Source organism: Phreatobacter sp., assembly GCF_052440005.1.
Classification (GTDB): domain Bacteria; phylum Pseudomonadota; class Alphaproteobacteria; order Rhizobiales; family Phreatobacteraceae; genus Phreatobacter.
The window spans coordinates 16621-30544 of sequence record NZ_JBQVQL010000024.1 but is presented as its reverse complement, the minus strand read 5'-3'; the positions used below and the strand labels follow the sequence as shown (position 1 = coordinate 30544).

General features: G+C 69.2%; 12 protein-coding genes. 6 read left to right on the top strand and 6 right to left on the bottom strand.

All coding sequences use genetic code 11. From position 1 onward, the window contains the following. Nucleotides 1-64: 64 nt before the first annotated feature. Complete coding sequence (locus tag ACT6XY_RS08340; protein WP_444747872.1) at nucleotides 65-301, top strand: hypothetical protein; 237 nt, start codon at nucleotides 65-67, stop codon at nucleotides 299-301. Nucleotides 302-372: 71 nt separating this feature from the next. After that, nucleotides 373-819: an HIT family protein gene (locus ACT6XY_RS08335; protein ID WP_444747871.1), complete on the top strand. Its 447-nt coding sequence runs from the start codon at nucleotides 373-375 to the stop codon at nucleotides 817-819. Here ACT6XY_RS08335 and ACT6XY_RS08330 read toward each other — a convergent pair whose 3' ends face one another. From ACT6XY_RS08330 to clpS, 4 genes are all read right to left on the bottom strand, one after another. Continuing rightward, on the bottom strand, nucleotides 820-1170 hold the full coding sequence (locus ACT6XY_RS08330) for an AzlD domain-containing protein (protein WP_444747870.1): 351 nt from the start codon (nucleotides 1168-1170) through the stop codon (nucleotides 820-822). It abuts the gene before it with no gap. After that, on the bottom strand, nucleotides 1167-1907 hold the full coding sequence (locus ACT6XY_RS08325) for an AzlC family ABC transporter permease (protein WP_444747869.1): 741 nt from the start codon (nucleotides 1905-1907) through the stop codon (nucleotides 1167-1169). Before ACT6XY_RS08325 ends, ACT6XY_RS08330 begins: the two co-directional genes overlap by 4 nt. Nucleotides 1908-2043: 136 nt before the next feature. Continuing rightward, a complete protein-coding gene (gene clpA / locus ACT6XY_RS08320; RefSeq protein WP_444747868.1) occupies nucleotides 2044-4527 on the bottom strand; it encodes an ATP-dependent Clp protease ATP-binding subunit ClpA in 2484 nt (827 codons plus the stop codon). A 69-nt stretch (nucleotides 4528-4596) separates the two neighbouring features. After that, nucleotides 4597-4932: an ATP-dependent Clp protease adapter ClpS gene (gene clpS, locus ACT6XY_RS08315; protein ID WP_444747889.1), complete on the bottom strand. Its 336-nt coding sequence runs from the start codon at nucleotides 4930-4932 to the stop codon at nucleotides 4597-4599. A 326-nt stretch (nucleotides 4933-5258) separates the two neighbouring features. On the opposite strand from clpS, the gene ACT6XY_RS08310 reads away from it, so the two are divergent. Then, complete coding sequence (locus ACT6XY_RS08310) at nucleotides 5259-6497, top strand: hypothetical protein (RefSeq protein ID WP_444747867.1); 1239 nt, start codon at nucleotides 5259-5261, stop codon at nucleotides 6495-6497. Between the two features lie 3 nt (nucleotides 6498-6500). Here the strand turns inward: ACT6XY_RS08310 and mfd are convergent, their stop codons facing one another. Then, a complete protein-coding gene (gene mfd / locus ACT6XY_RS08305; RefSeq protein WP_444747866.1) occupies nucleotides 6501-10016 on the bottom strand; it encodes a transcription-repair coupling factor in 3516 nt (1171 codons plus the stop codon). Then, the gene (locus ACT6XY_RS08300) at nucleotides 10016-10315 is read right to left on the bottom strand and encodes an FAD assembly factor SdhE (protein ID WP_444747865.1); all 300 of its coding nucleotides are present in this window, start codon (nucleotides 10313-10315) and stop codon (nucleotides 10016-10018) included. The genes mfd and ACT6XY_RS08300 overlap by 1 nt, the downstream gene beginning before the upstream one ends. A gap of 212 nt (nucleotides 10316-10527) precedes the next feature. On the opposite strand from ACT6XY_RS08300, the gene recG reads away from it, so the two are divergent. The 3 genes from recG to ACT6XY_RS08285 are packed head-to-tail and all read left to right on the top strand — an operon-like array spanning nucleotide 10528 to nucleotide 13915. Further along, nucleotides 10528-12642: an ATP-dependent DNA helicase RecG gene (gene recG, locus ACT6XY_RS08295; protein ID WP_444747864.1), complete on the top strand. Its 2115-nt coding sequence runs from the start codon at nucleotides 10528-10530 to the stop codon at nucleotides 12640-12642. A gap of 2 nt (nucleotides 12643-12644) precedes the next feature. Further along, nucleotides 12645-13010, top strand: coding sequence for a YbaN family protein (locus ACT6XY_RS08290; protein WP_444747863.1), 366 nt, complete (start codon nucleotides 12645-12647; stop codon nucleotides 13008-13010). Further along, nucleotides 13007-13915, top strand: coding sequence for a PfkB family carbohydrate kinase (locus ACT6XY_RS08285; RefSeq protein WP_444747862.1), 909 nt, complete (start codon nucleotides 13007-13009; stop codon nucleotides 13913-13915). The genes ACT6XY_RS08290 and ACT6XY_RS08285 overlap by 4 nt, the downstream gene beginning before the upstream one ends. The last annotated feature ends 9 nt before the right edge of the window (nucleotides 13916-13924 follow it).

The following is a 13924-nucleotide window of genomic DNA, read 5'->3' as shown; positions in this document are numbered from 1 at the left end:
TCGCGTCAACCGGCGCAGCACTCTCTTCCCGGATGCGCCAGGACAGCCTTCAGGAGGATTGAGAATGATCCATCGTCGTACCTTCTTCGCAGCGGCCGCAGGAGCCGTCGCGGTTGCCGCCGCCGGCAGTGCCGCCCAGGCGGCTCCCACCGCCACCGCCGCGGCGCCCGTTGCCGCCGCCCAGCCGACGGAGATGCAGTACTACATCATCCGCCGCCGCCGCGTTCGCTACTTCTATCGCCCGCGCCGCCGGGTCTTCTTCGTCCGTCGCCGCTACTATCGCCGCCGCTTCTACTGGTGAGCCGACGCGCGGCTTGACGCCGCGCCCCGTGATTGCGACACCCTCGCGGACCGGTTCGCGAGGGTGTTTCCATGTCAGCCACCGCCTATGATCCCAACAACGTCTTCGCCAAGATCCTGCGCGGAGAGATGCCGGCCCAGAAGGTCTACGAGACCGACAAGGTGCTGGCCTTCATGGACATCATGCCGCGCGCCGATGGCCACGTGCTGGTCATCCCGAAGGCGGCTGCCCGCAACATCCTCGACATCCATGCCGACGACCTCGCCGACCTGGCGCGCGCCGTCCAGTTCGTCGCCAAGGGCGTCAAGCGGGCCATGGCGGCTGACGGCCTGACCATCCAGCAGTTCAACGAGACCGCCGGCGGCCAGGTGGTGTTCCACATCCACGTCCACGTGCTGCCGCGCTGGGACGGCGTTCCGCTGCGGCCCCACACCGGCGCGATGGAGAACCCGGACGTGCTGGCGACCCATGCGGCGACGATTCGCGTGGCGCTCGAGGCCATGCAGGCGGGCGGCTGACTATTTCAGCCCGAGCCAGGTGGCGCCGCCGACGATGACGAGTTCGGCCGCGAGCACGCCGAAGAGAACCGTGCGGCGGCCGATCCAATAGACGGCAATGCCAGCCACGAAAGCGCCGATCCGCCAGCCGAGCGGCAGGGTGGCGAGCGCGCCGCCGGGAAAGAAGGCGAGCTTGGCGACGACGGCGGCCAGCGTCGCCGTCGCGACCGCCCGCACCCAGATCAGGATTTCCGAATTCTCGTCGAGCCCGCGCCCGACGACCAGCGCCATCCAGCGCCAGATCTCGCTCGGCAGGAAGCCGACGAGGATGAGGGCGATGTAGGGGGTGAGGTCGGAGCCGAAGAGGGTCATGCCGCGTCCCTCGCCCGCTTCAGACGCGCGAGCCCATAGGCGAGCGTGCCGCCGCCGAGACCGGCGTAGAGCAGTTCCAGCCCGTCTCCCGCCAGGGCACCGACGAGCAGGCCGAAGAATCCGAGGGCGATGGCGAGCTGGTCGGAGAGGATCCGTGCGGTGGTGAATAGCGACAGCAGGAAGAAAATCGGCGTGAGAAAGAGCAGTCCGGCGGCAAAGGCGTGGGGAATGACACCGGCAAGGCCGTAGCCCACCGCGGTCGCCGTGGTGGCGGAGGCAAGGAGGCCGGTGCCGAGCCCGAGGAAGAAGGGCACCCGCCCCTCCCCGTCGATCTTCGGCAAGAGACGCAGGCTTTCCACCCAGATCGAGATGGCGACGAGGTGGGCGCAGACGATGGCCGTGACCGGGTGGCGGTTCTGCAGCCGCAGGTAGGGAAGCAGCGAGACGACCATGGGAAGGAGGCGCACCGAGGAGAGCCCGACGGTGAGCCCGACCGCCAGCCACGAGGCGCCGGAGCCAAGGCCTCCCACGAGGATGAGATGGGCCGGCCCCGCCCATATCAGTACCGTCGCGAGCATCGCCCAAGCCAGCGGCATGCCGTAGTCGGCACAGACCGACCCGATCCCGATGAAGGTGGCGGCGAGGATCACGGCCGGCAGCGCCGCGGCCGCGCGGAGGCCCTGGCGATAGTAGGCGCCCTGGCTGAGGGGCGGCAGTGGCGGGTTTGCGGCGTGCATCAGACGTGGATCACTCGGCCAGGCGGCGCGCCGTGGCAAGGAGCGATCCTGCATGCGGGGCATTCGCAGGCCCAAAATGACAAGGCCCGGCGCAATCCCTCGGGATCGGCCGGGCCCTGACGGGTCTCGTTCAGAGTCACTCCGCCTTCAGGGGAACCTTCGGGACAGAGCCAGAGGGGCGCCGCGGCTCGGACGGCACGGGCACGCCCCCTCCGCCACCGCCGCCGCCCTTCGGCTTGCGCTTGGGCTTGGCGGGTGAGGACTTCTTGGCCGCCGCGCTCTTGGCGATGCGGCGCACGTCCGGTGCCACCGGCTCGGCGCGCGGCGTGACCGGTCCGGCGGGATAGTCGAAGGAGAGGATGGGGAAGCCCTCCTCGTCCTTGGAGACGATCACGCGGACATGGCCGCCGTTCTTCAGGCGGCCGAAGAGAAGGTCCTCGGCCAGCGGCTTCTTCACATATTCCTGTATGACCCGCGCCATGGGGCGGGCGCCCATCTGCTCGTCGTAGCCGCGCTCGATCAGCCAGTCCTTCGCGTCCGGCGACAGTTCGATCGTCACCTGGCGGTCGGCGAGCTGGGCCTCGAGCTGGAGGACGAACTTCTCCACGACATTGCCGATCACCTCGGTCGAGAGGTGGCCGAAGGCGATGACGGCGTCGAGACGGTTGCGGAATTCCGGCGCGAAGAGCCGGTTGATCGCCTCCGAATCGTCGCCGGTCCGCTTGTTGCGGGTGAAGCCGATCGCGGGCTTGGCGAGGTCGGCGGCGCCCGCATTGGTCGTCATGATCAGGATGACGTTGCGGAAATCGACCTGCTTGCCGTTGTGATCGGTCAGCTTCCCGTGGTCCATGATCTGCAGGAGGATGTTGAAGAGGTCCGGGTGGGCCTTCTCGATCTCGTCCAGCAGCAGGACGCAGTAGGGATTCTGGTCGACGCCGTCGGTCAGGAGGCCGCCCTGGTCGAATCCGACATAGCCGGGAGGCGCGCCGATCAGCCGCGAGACCGTGAGGCGCTCCATGTACTCCGACATGTCGAAGCGCAGCAGCTGGACGCCGAGCACCTGGCTCAGCTGCTTGGCGACCTCGGTCTTGCCGACGCCGGTGGGGCCGGAGAAGAGGTAGTTGCCGATCGGCTTCTCGGGCTCGCGCAGGCCGGCGCGGGCCAGCTTGATGGAGGCGGAGAGCGCCTCGATCGCCTTGTCCTGGCCGTAGACCACGCGCTTCAGCGTCGTCTCGATGTTGCGCAGCACCTCGGCATCGTCCTTGGAGACGGTCTTCGGGGGAATGCGCGCCATGGTGGCGATCGTCGCCTCGATCTCCTTCAGGCCGATCGTCTTTTTGCGCTTGGCCTCGGGCACCAGCATCTGCGCCGCGCCGCTCTCGTCGATCACGTCGATCGCCTTGTCGGGGAGCTTGCGGTCGTGGATGTAACGGGCCGAGAGTTCCACCGCCGCCTTGATGGCCTCGTTGGTGTAGCGCAGCTTGTGATAGGTCTCGAAGGTGGTCTTCAGGCCCTTCAGGATCTCGATGGAATCCTCCACCGTCGGCTCGCTGACGTCGATCTTCTGGAAGCGGCGGACGAGGGCGCGGTCCTTCTCGAAATACTGGCGGTACTCCTTGTAGGTGGTCGAGCCGATGCAGCGCAGCGTGCCCTGGGCGAGCGCCGGCTTGAGAAGGTTCGAGGCGTCCATGGCTCCGCCGGAGGTGGCGCCGGCGCCGATCACCGTGTGGATCTCGTCGATGAACATGATGGCGTTGGGGTGGGCCTCCACCTCCTTGATCACCTGCTTCAGCCGCTCCTCGAAGTCGCCGCGATAGCGGGTACCGGCGAGCAGCGTGCCCATGTCGAGGGAGAAGACGGTCGCCTCCTTCAGCACTTCCGGGACGTCGTTCTCGACGATGCGCTTGGCGAGGCCCTCGGCGATGGCGGTCTTGCCGACGCCGGGGTCGCCGACCAGCAGGGGATTGTTCTTCTGGCGGCGGCAGAGCACCTGGATGGTACGGCTGATCTCACTGTCGCGGCCGATCAGCGGGTCGATGCGGCCCTCGCGCGCCTTCTTGTTGAGGTTGACGCAATAGGTGTCGAGCGCGTCGCCCTTCTTCTTGTCGCCCTCGGAAGCCTTCTCCTTGGCCTCCTCCGGTTCCTCGGCGCCCTTCGGTGCACGGGTCTCGGACAGCCCGGCCCGCTTGGCGATGCCGTGGCTGATGTAGTTGACCGCGTCGTAGCGGGTCATGTCCTGCTCCTGCAGGAAATAGGCCGCGTGGCTCTCGCGCTCGGCGAAGATCGCCACCAGCACGTTGGCGCCCGTCACCTCCTCGCGGCCGGAGGACTGGACGTGGATGACGGCGCGCTGGATGACGCGCTGGAACCCGGCGGTGGGCTTGGAATCCTCCGACCCGTCGGTGATCAGGTTCTCGAGCTCGGAGTCGACGTAGCCGACGAGGCTCTTCTTGAGCTTCTCGAGATCGACGCTGCATGCCTTCATCACCGCCGCGGCGTCCTGGTCATCGACCAGGGCGAGCAGCAGATGCTCGAGAGTCGCATATTCGTGGCGACGCTCGTTGGCGAGCGCGAGTGCCCGATGGAGCGACTGTTCAAGGCTGCGGGAGAATGAAGGCAAGGGAACCTCGTCAACGTTCGCTGTGCGCCGTAGCGCCGAAGAGTGCCGGAAAACCGGCACCCGCAAAACTCATTTCTTTTCCATCACGCATTGCAGCGAATGCTGGTTCTTACGGGCGAAGTCCATGACCTGGGTCACCTTGGTCTCCGCCACCTCGTAGGTGTAGACGCCGCATTCCCCGACGCCGTGCTGGTGCACGTGCAGCATGATGCGCGTGGCGTCGTCGGTGCTCTTGTTGAAGAATTTCTGCAGGATGTGCACGACGAACTCCATGGGGGTGTAGTCGTCGTTGAGCAGCAGAACCCGGTAGAGGCTCGGCCGCTTCGTCTGGGGCCGGGTCTTGGCGATGACGGAGGTGCCGGGCCCCGTGGGGTCCTGGTCGCGCTCGTCCCGCTTGCCGGCCATGACGGTGCCGGCGGTCCACTGTCCCGCCGCCTCGTCCTCGCCCCTCGCCGCTCCTGCGTCCTGTGTCATGGTCCCTGTTTCGTGCCGCATTGACGCCACGCCTGATAGCCGGTTCGATCGATGTCCATTCCGATGGGAAGATGGACGCCTGCACTGCGGGAATCATGCCGAGCCACGCCGCCGGAGGCTAGCCCCAAAATAGGGGCGGACGTGCGGTCTCGCCAGATGTGGTGGACAAAGGCCTCTGCATCCCTGCCGTTCGGCGGGCGCGGCTGCCATGGGGAACGCCAGGTGAACACGAGCGGGTACAGGAACGGCCGGGCACGATGAATGGAGCCGAGATCGCTCTGCGCCTCGTCGGCGCCTTCTACGTGCTGGCCGGGCTGATCGCCGCCCGGCAGATGGTGATGGAGGCTTTCCTCGACAAGGCCCTCGCGGGCCTCACCCTGAAGCCGGTGTCGCGCGCCGACAGGCTGCGCGGCCGGTGGATGCTGGGGATCGCGGCGGGCGTCTTTGGCGGTGGCGTGCTGCTGCTCGCGCTGAGCATCCTCGCCCTCCCCGCCTTCCTCGCCTGCGCGGCCGCGCAGGCCACCTATCTCGGCCATGCGGCGCCGCGGCTGATCGATCCGGAGGACCCGCCCGACCCCGCAGGCCGGCGCCGCACCCGCAACGCCTTTCTCGTCTATCTCTGCGCGACGGGTCTCGTGGCGGCTGCCGCCGCGGAAGGCCATCTGCGCTGGCCGTCGGACGATCCCTGGCCGGCGGCGATCGCCGGCATCGCCCTCGCCGCCTTCGTCGCCTGGCACGTCTCGAAAGCGTCGGAGCCTCTTGGCGAGCGGAGGACCCTCTCCACCAATGCCCTGGAGCCGGAGACGCCGGAGGTGCTGCCCGACAAGGTGCGGCTGATGGTCCGCCCTTTCGTGCTGCCCTTCGCCGACGACGCCACGGGACGTGTCGTGCCGCAGTCCCTCGCCGTCACGACCTTCGGCGAGGCGCTGGTGGCGGAAATTCTCGACTGGGAAGAGGCCTATCTCGCCACCATCCCCCCGCAAAAGCGCACCGGCGGCTTCACCGACCCGGAGGCGGCGGCGCGCCACGAGGCCGAGGGACGCGCCCTGGCAGCGCGGATGGCGGCCGTCCTCGGCGCGCAACGCGTGACCCATGCCCCGGTGGGCACGCCGTTTCCGGAGGCCCCGGAGCGCAGCTACACCCGGCCCGGACGGATCAAGCTGATGGCCGATTACGGCTGCCACCCCCTGTGGTCGATGGACGAGGCCTATTCCGGCAACATCGATCCGGAGGTGCTCGGCCTGTCGCCTGCCCTGGTCGCCGATCTCATGGCCTGGGCGGAGCGGTTCGACGATGCGCTGGACTGGGACAATCCGGGCGTCGTCCGGGACGATGACGGTTTCCTGGCACGGCACGAGCACGAGGGACGCGCCCTCGCCTCCCGGCTGGCGGGCGAGCTGGCAGCCCTGGGACGCGACGTCCAGGTCTATCTCAGGACCCAGGAGCACGGCGTGGTCGAGGTCACGGACGGGAGTTCCCCGCCGTCTCCCGCCTGAGCGTCACGCCGCCTTCTTCGTTTCCGCGATCTTCACGAGGTTGCGCAGGATGACCGCCGTGCCCTTCAACCGGTCCTCGGGCTTCGGCCAGTCGCGGATGAAGACGATCTTCTGGTCGGGGCGAACCTTGGCCAGCGAGCCCTGCTCGCCGATGTAGCGCACGAGACCGGCGGGATTGGCGAATTTGCCGTCCCGGAAGGTCATGACGATGCCGCGCGGACCTGAATCGACCTTCTCGACATTGGCTCTGCGGCAATAGGCCTTGATCACCGCCACCTTGACGAGGTGCTGGACCTCGTCCGGCAAGGGGCCGAAGCGGTCGATCATCTCGGCGGCGAAGGCGTCGATCGCCTCGTCGGTGTCGAGGTCGCCGAGGCGGCGGTAGAGCTGCAGCCGGAGGCCGAGGTCCTCCACATAGGTCTCGGGAATGAGGATGGGCGTGCCCACCGTGATCTGCGGCGACCACTTGTCCTCGACGGTCTCCTCCACGAGGCCCGCCTTCATCATGGTCACCGCCTCCTCCAGCATCTGCTGGTAGAGCTCGTAGCCGACCTCCCTGATGTGACCCGACTGCTCGTCGCCGAGCAGGTTGCCGGCGCCACGGATGTCGAGGTCGTGGGAGGCGAGCTGGAACCCGGCGCCCAGCGTGTCGAGCGACTGGAGAACCTTGAGGCGCCGCTCGGCCTGCGGCGTCACCGGCTTCTTCTCCGGCAGCGTGAAGAGCGCATAGGCGCGGGTCTTGGCCCGGCCGACACGGCCGCGCAGCTGGTAGAGCTGGGCGAGGCCGAACATGTCGGCGCGCCAGACGATCAGCGTGTTGGCGCGGGGGATGTCGAGGCCGGATTCGACGATGGTGGTGGAGAGCAGGATGTCGACCTTGCCGTCGTAGAAGGCGCCGATCCTGTCCTCGAGGTCGCCGGCCGCCATCTGGCCGTGGGCGACGATGAACTTCGCCTCGGGCACGTGCTCGCGCAGGAAGGCCTCCGCCTCGGCCAGGTCCTCGATGCGCGGGCAGACGAAGAAGGCCTGGCCGCCGCGGAAGCGCTCGCGCAGCAGGGCCTCGCGGATGATGAGCGGATCGAAGGGCGTCACGAAGGAGCGCACCGCCAGGCGGTCGACCGGCGGCGTCGCGATGATCGACAGGTCGCGTACACCGGTCATGGCGAGCTGCAGGGTGCGCGGGATCGGCGTCGCGGTCAGGGTCAGCACGTGGACCTCCGCCCGCAGCTCCTTCAGCCGCTCCTTGTGCCCGACGCCGAAGTGCTGCTCCTCGTCGACGATGACGAGGCCGAGATCCTTGAAGGAGATCGCCTTGCCGAGGAGGGCATGGGTGCCGACGACGACGTCGACCGTACCGTCGGCGAGGCCCTTCTTGGCGGCGGCGAGATCGGCGGAGCCGACCATGCGGGAGGCCTGGGCCACCGTCACCGGCAGGCCCTTGAAGCGCTCCGCGAAGGTCTTGTAGTGCTGCCGCGCGAGCAGGGTCGTCGGCACCACCACGGCCACCTGCTTGCCGCTCATGACGGAAGCGAAGGCGGCGCGCAGCGCCACCTCGGTCTTGCCGAAGCCGACATCGCCGCAGATCAGCCGGTCCATCGGTCGGCCCGACCCCATGTCCTCGAGCACGGAATCGATGGCGCCCGCCTGATCGTCGGTCTCGTCGTAGGGGAAGCGGGCGGCGAATTCGTCATAGGCCCCGTCGGGTGCCACGAGCTTCGGCGCCTCGCGCAGGGCGCGGGCCGCTGCGATCTTGATGAGGCCGGCCGCCATTTCGAGGATGCGCTTCTTCAGGCGGGCCTTGCGGGCCTGCCAGGCGCCACCGCCGAGCTTGTCGAGCTGGGCCTCCGCATCCTCGGAGCCGTAGCGCGTCAGGAGTTCGATGTTTTCGACCGGCAGGAACAGCTTGTCGCCGCCCGCATAGTGCAGCTCGACGCAGTCGTGCGGCGCGCCGGCCGCCGTGACCGTCTTCAACCCGACGAAGCGGCCGATGCCGTGGTCGACATGGACGACGAGGTCGCCGGCCGACAGGCTGGTGACGTCCGACAGGAAGTCCTGCGCGCGCTTGCGCCGCTTCTGGGCGCGGACCAGCCGGTCGCCGAGAATGTCCTGCTCGCCGATGACGGCGAAATCCGGCGTCTCGAAACCCTCTTCCACGCCGAGGACCGCCAGCGCGATCTCGTCGCCGCGCAGGGCCTGCGCCGCGGACCAGCTCGCCACCGGGCGCAACGCCTTCAGCCCGTGGTCCTCGAGGATCGGCTGGAGCCGCTCGCGCGAACCCTCGGACCAGGCGGCGACGAGAACGCGCTTCTTGTCCTTGCGCAGCGCCGCCACATGGGCCGTGACAGCATCGAAGACGTTGGCGTTCTCGTCGGCGCGCTCGGCGGCGAAGGAGCGGCCGCGCCGGCCGTCGAGGTCGATCATCACGCCGTCAGAGGCACCGGCGAGCGCGAAGGGCGACAGCCGGACGACCGCCTCGCCGCCGCGCCGGTGCTCCCAATCGGATGGCGAGAGGTACAGCGCGTCCGGCGGCAGCGGCTTGTAGGAGGCGGAGGAATCCTGCTCGAGCGCGGTCTTTCGCGCATCGTAGTAGTCGGCGATCGTGGTCAGGCGCTCGCGGGCCGCCTCCTCGACCTGCGCGTCGAGGACGACGCCGGCATCGGGCAGGTAATCGAACAGGGTGTCGAGACGGTCGTGGAAGAGCGGCAACCAGTGCTCGACGCCGGGGTGGCGGCGGCCCTCGGAGACCGCCTCGTAGAGAGCGTCGCCCTTGGTGGAGCCGCCGAAGGCGCGCACATAGGCGAGCCGGAACTTCGACATGGTCTCGGTGGTGATCTGCATCTCCGCCGTCGGCACGAGGTCGAGGCGGCGCAGGTTGCCGGTCGTGCGCTGGGTCTCCGGGTCAAAGGAGCGGATGGATTCCAGCGTGTCGCCGAAGAAGTCGAGGCGAATGGGCGCGTCGAGCCCCGGCGCGAAGAGATCGAGGATGCCGCCGCGGACGGCATATTCGCCGACCTCGCGCACGGTCGAGGTGCGCAGGTAGCCGTTGATCTCCAGCCACGCCTGGAGGTCGGCCATGGCGATGACGTTCCCCGGGGCCGCCGACAACGACTGCTTGGCGAGCACGGCGCGGGCCGGAACACGCTGCAGCGCGGCGTTGACCGTGGTGAGCACGATGGCGGGGGTCGACCGGCCCGTGGTGCGCGCAAGCCGCGACAGGGTCAGCATCCGCCGCGCCATGACGGCGCCGTTGGGCGAGGCGCGGTCGTAGGGCTGGCAGTCCCAGGCGGGAACGGGAAGGATCTCGATGCCGGGCGCGAAGAAGCCGAGCGCCGTCTCCATGGCCTGCATGCGCGGGCCGTCGCGGCAGATCACCAGCAGCTCGGGCGAGGCCTGGTCGCCCTTGGCGTGGAGCTGTCGTGCGAGGTCGGCGACGACGAGAGCATCGTAGCCCTGCGGAACGCCCGCGAGGGTCAGGCGCCCGCGCGAGGCGACGACGTCGGCGGGAGAACGCTTCGCCATCAGCCGACCCAGGCCCCGCGGCCCTCGGCGTGGAAGGTCTTCAGCGCGCGGAACACGCTCGTGTCGTAGTTGCCGGGCGTCTCGGCCTTGTCGGTCACCCAGGCGAAGAGGTCACGGTCGGGGACCTCGATCAGCCGCTCGAAATCATCGAGCTCGGCCTCGCTGAACTCGCCGATATGGACGTCGGCGAAGCGGCCCATGATCAGGTCCATCTCGCGCGTGCCGCGATGCCACGAGCGGAAGAGGATCTTCCGGCGGCGCGGATCGAGATCGGCGGAGGAACGGGTGGTTCCGGTCATCGATGAAGGCCTCGTTGCGTGTTGCACGGCATCTACGCGCGAGGCCCGTTTCCGGAGCCGGCGCGAATGCAGGGCAGCTAACGGCAAAAGCCGGGCAGGCCCTTTCGGACGAAACCCGGTGCGGTGCACCCCTAGCAAAGGCGGAGAGGGATTTACAAGCCACGCGGACCGCGGGCCTGTCGGCAGCGGACGCCACGGACTAGATTGCCCCCATGCGTCCCACGCGACTCGATCCCCTGTTCGCGCCTCTGACAACCCTGAAGGGCGTCGGCGCCAAGCTCGAAGGCCTCTATGCGAAGCTGCTCGCCAGCGACGGTCCGCCGCGCGTGGTCGACCTCCTCTTCCACCTGCCGAGCGGGCTGATCGACAGGCGGTCGCGGCCGACGCTGGCGGAAGCCGTTCCGGGCGCCATCGTCACGCTCGCCGTGCTGGTGGAGCGCCACCGGCCGGCGCCGCCGGGCAAGTCGCGCGCGCCCTACAAGGTGCTCGTCTCGGACGAGACCGGCGACCTGACGCTCGTCTGGTTCAATGCCCACCGGAGCCGGATCGAGCAGATGTGCCCGGTCGGCGAGACGCGGATCGTCTCGGGGCGGATCGAGCTCTTCGACGGGATGCGCCAGATGGTGCACCCCGACCGGGTGCTGGCGCCGGAACAGGCGGCGACCATGCCGATGATGGAGCCGGTCTATCCGCTGACCGAGGGACTCGGCTCCGGTCACGTGCGGCGCGCCGCAGAAGCTGCCCTCGCCCGCCTGCCCGTCCTGCCGGAATGGCTGGAGCCGCGGCACCTCGCGCGCGAGCGCTGGCCGGACTTCGCCACGGCGCTGAAGCGCATGCACCAGCCCGAAAGCCCTGAGGATTTCGCGCCCGAGGGCCCGGCCCGCTCGCGGCTCGCCTATGACGAGCTCCTCGCCAACCAGCTCGCCCTCGGCCTCGTGCGCGCCAACCTGAAGCGGCCGGCTGGCCGGCGAAACGTCGGCGACGGGTCGCTGCGCGCCCGCATCGGCGGCGCCCTGCCGTTCGCGCTGACGGGGTCGCAGACGACCGCCATCGCCGAGATCGCCGCCGACATGAGCGCGCCGACCCGCATGCTGCGCCTCCTCCAGGGCGACGTCGGCTCCGGCAAGACGGTGGTCGCCCTCATGGCGATGGCCGCAGCGGCAGAAGCTGGCCGGCAATCCGCCCTGATGGCCCCGACCGAACTGCTCGCCCGCCAGCATGCGAAAACGCTGACGCCGCTCGCTGCCGCCGCGGGCCTGAGGGTCGCGATCCTCACCGGCCGGGAAAAGGGCCGCGAGCGCGAGGAGATCCTCGCCGGCCTCGCCTCGGGCGACATCGCCATCGCCGTCGGCACCCACGCCCTTTTCCAGGAGCACGTGCGCTTCCGCGACCTCGGCCTCGCCGTCATCGACGAGCAGCACCGCTTCGGCGTGCAGCAGCGCCTGGCGCTGGCGGCCAAGGGTGAGGCTGTCGACCTCCTCGTCATGACCGCGACGCCGATCCCGCGCACACTGGTGCTGACCTATTTCGGCGACATGGAATCCTCTCAGCTCCGCGAGAAGCCGGCCGGGCGCAAGCCGGTGGACACCCGGGTGATCGGCATGGAGCGGCTCGGCGAGGTGGTGGACGGCATCGGCCGGGCGCTGGAGGCGGGCCGGCAGGTCTACTGGGTCTGCCCGCTGGTCGCCGAGGCGGAGGAGCCGGACGAGAACACGCCCGATCTCGCCGCAGCAGAGGAGCGCTTCGCCCTCCTGCAGCAGCGGTTCGGCGCGGCGGTGGACATGGTTCACGGACAGATGAAGGGCTCCGACAAGGATGCCGCCATGGCGCGGTTTTCTGCCGGGGAGACACGCCTCCTGGTCGCCACCACCGTCATCGAGGTCGGCGTCGACGTGCCCGCCGCCTCCATCATGGTGATTGACCACGCGGAACATTTCGGCCTCGCCCAGCTTCACCAGCTGCGCGGCCGCATCGGCCGCGGGGCGGAGGCCTCGACCTGCATCCTGCTCTACAAGGGGCCGCTCGGCGAGACGGCACGCCGCCGCCTCGACATCATGCGCGAGACGGAAGACGGGTTCCGCATCGCCGAGGAGGACCTGACGCTGCGCGGTGAAGGCGATCTCCTCGGCACCAAGCAGTCGGGCATGCCGGGCTTCCGTCTGGCACGGCTCGAACATCATGCCCCCCTGATGGAAACGGCCCGCAGCGACGCCAGGCTGATGATCGAGACGGACCCGCAACTCGCCTCCAGCCGTGGCGCGGCGCTCCGCGATCTGCTCTACCTGTTCGGTCGCAACGAGGCGATCCGCCTCATCAAGGCCGGCTGACCATGCTTGCCCGCCCCCTTCGCTTTCTCGTCTTCCTCGCGGGCTGCCTGTTCACCGTGATCGGCGTGATCGGCATCATCCTGCCCGGCCTGCCGGGAACGGTCTTCCTGATCCTCGCGGCCTGGTGCTTCGCCCGGTCCTCGCCGCGCTTCGAATGGTGGCTGCTCCACCACCCCCGCCTCGGGCCGCCGGTGCGGACATGGCGCGAGCGCGGCGCCATCGCGCCCCGGATCAAGGTGATCGCCATCGGGTCGATGGCGCTGTCCTGGGGGCTCGTCTGGCTCACAGCCCCGCCGATCGCCATCGCCGTGTCCAGCTTCGCCATCGCCGCGAGCGCCCTCTATGTCGGGACGAGACCCGGCGCATGACCACCCCTCATACCAAGCGCATCGTCTGCGCCGGCATCACCACGCTCGACATCATCTATGGGCTGGACGAGATCCCAACCGTCCCGCTCAAATTCCGCTCGACCCGGATGGTCACTTCCGGCGGCGGTCTCGCCGGAAACGCGGCCACCGCCTGTGCCCGGCTCGGCGCCTCCGTGGCCCTGATCGCGCGGCTCGGCGACGATCCCTTCGCCGGAATGATGATCGAGGAGCTGGAGAGGGACGGCGTCGACTGCGCCCTCGTGCGCCGTTGCCCGGGCCATCGCTCGCCCGTCTCGGCCGTGGTCATCGACCGTCGGGGCGAGCGCCTGGTGGTGAGCTATTCCGACCCGGACATCCCCGCCGACACCGGCTGGATCGACGCTCGCGTCCTCGCCGGTGCCGATGCGACCTATGCCGAGACGCGCTGGATCGAGGCGGCGATGGCGCTGCTGCCGCTGGCGCGGGCGGCGGGCTTGCCCTCGGTGCTGGATGCGGACCGCAAGCCGACCCGTCCCGAGGTGCTGGAGCTCGCGAGCCATGTCGGCTTCTCCGCGCCGGCCCTGCGCGACCTCACCGGCATCGACGACCTTGCCACAGCTCTCGCCCATGCATCCGAAAAGGCTGCCAATGTGTATCTCGTCACGGATGGCGAACGCGGCGCCTGGTACATGGACGGCCGCAGCGTCATGCATGTGCCGGCCTTCCCGGTGACGGCCGTCGACACGCTCGGAGCCGGCGACACGTGGCACGGGGCCCTCGCCGTCGCGCTGGCGGAGGGCCAGCCGCTCGACCGGGCGGTGCGCTTCGCCAACGCGGCGGCGGCCCTGAAGTGCACCGCCTTCGGCGGGCGCAAGGGCATGCCCGACCGGGCGAGCGTCGACGCGCTGCTGGCGGGACGCGGATGACTTGGGGTA

Excerpts from the sequence above, each read along its gene's own strand:
- ACT6XY_RS08340 (WP_444747872.1), top strand. The coding sequence starts at position 65 with ATGATCCATCGTCGTACCTTCTTCGCAGCGGCCGCAGGAGCCGTCGCG.
- ACT6XY_RS08335 (WP_444747871.1), top strand. The coding sequence starts at position 373 with ATGTCAGCCACCGCCTATGATCCCAACAACGTCTTCGCCAAGATCCTG.
- ACT6XY_RS08330 (WP_444747870.1), bottom strand. The coding sequence starts at position 1,170 with ATGACCCTCTTCGGCTCCGACCTCACCCCCTACATCGCCCTCATCCTC.
- ACT6XY_RS08325 (WP_444747869.1), bottom strand. The coding sequence starts at position 1,907 with ATGCACGCCGCAAACCCGCCACTGCCGCCCCTCAGCCAGGGCGCCTAC.
- clpS (WP_444747889.1), bottom strand. The coding sequence starts at position 4,932 with ATGGCCGGCAAGCGGGACGAGCGCGACCAGGACCCCACGGGGCCCGGC.
- ACT6XY_RS08310 (WP_444747867.1), top strand. The coding sequence starts at position 5,259 with ATGAATGGAGCCGAGATCGCTCTGCGCCTCGTCGGCGCCTTCTACGTG.
- mfd (WP_444747866.1), bottom strand. The coding sequence starts at position 10,016 with ATGGCGAAGCGTTCTCCCGCCGACGTCGTCGCCTCGCGCGGGCGCCTG.
- ACT6XY_RS08300 (WP_444747865.1), bottom strand. The coding sequence starts at position 10,315 with ATGACCGGAACCACCCGTTCCTCCGCCGATCTCGATCCGCGCCGCCGG.
- recG (WP_444747864.1), top strand. The coding sequence starts at position 10,528 with ATGCGTCCCACGCGACTCGATCCCCTGTTCGCGCCTCTGACAACCCTG.
- ACT6XY_RS08290 (WP_444747863.1), top strand. The coding sequence starts at position 12,645 with ATGCTTGCCCGCCCCCTTCGCTTTCTCGTCTTCCTCGCGGGCTGCCTG.
- ACT6XY_RS08285 (WP_444747862.1), top strand. The coding sequence starts at position 13,007 with ATGACCACCCCTCATACCAAGCGCATCGTCTGCGCCGGCATCACCACG.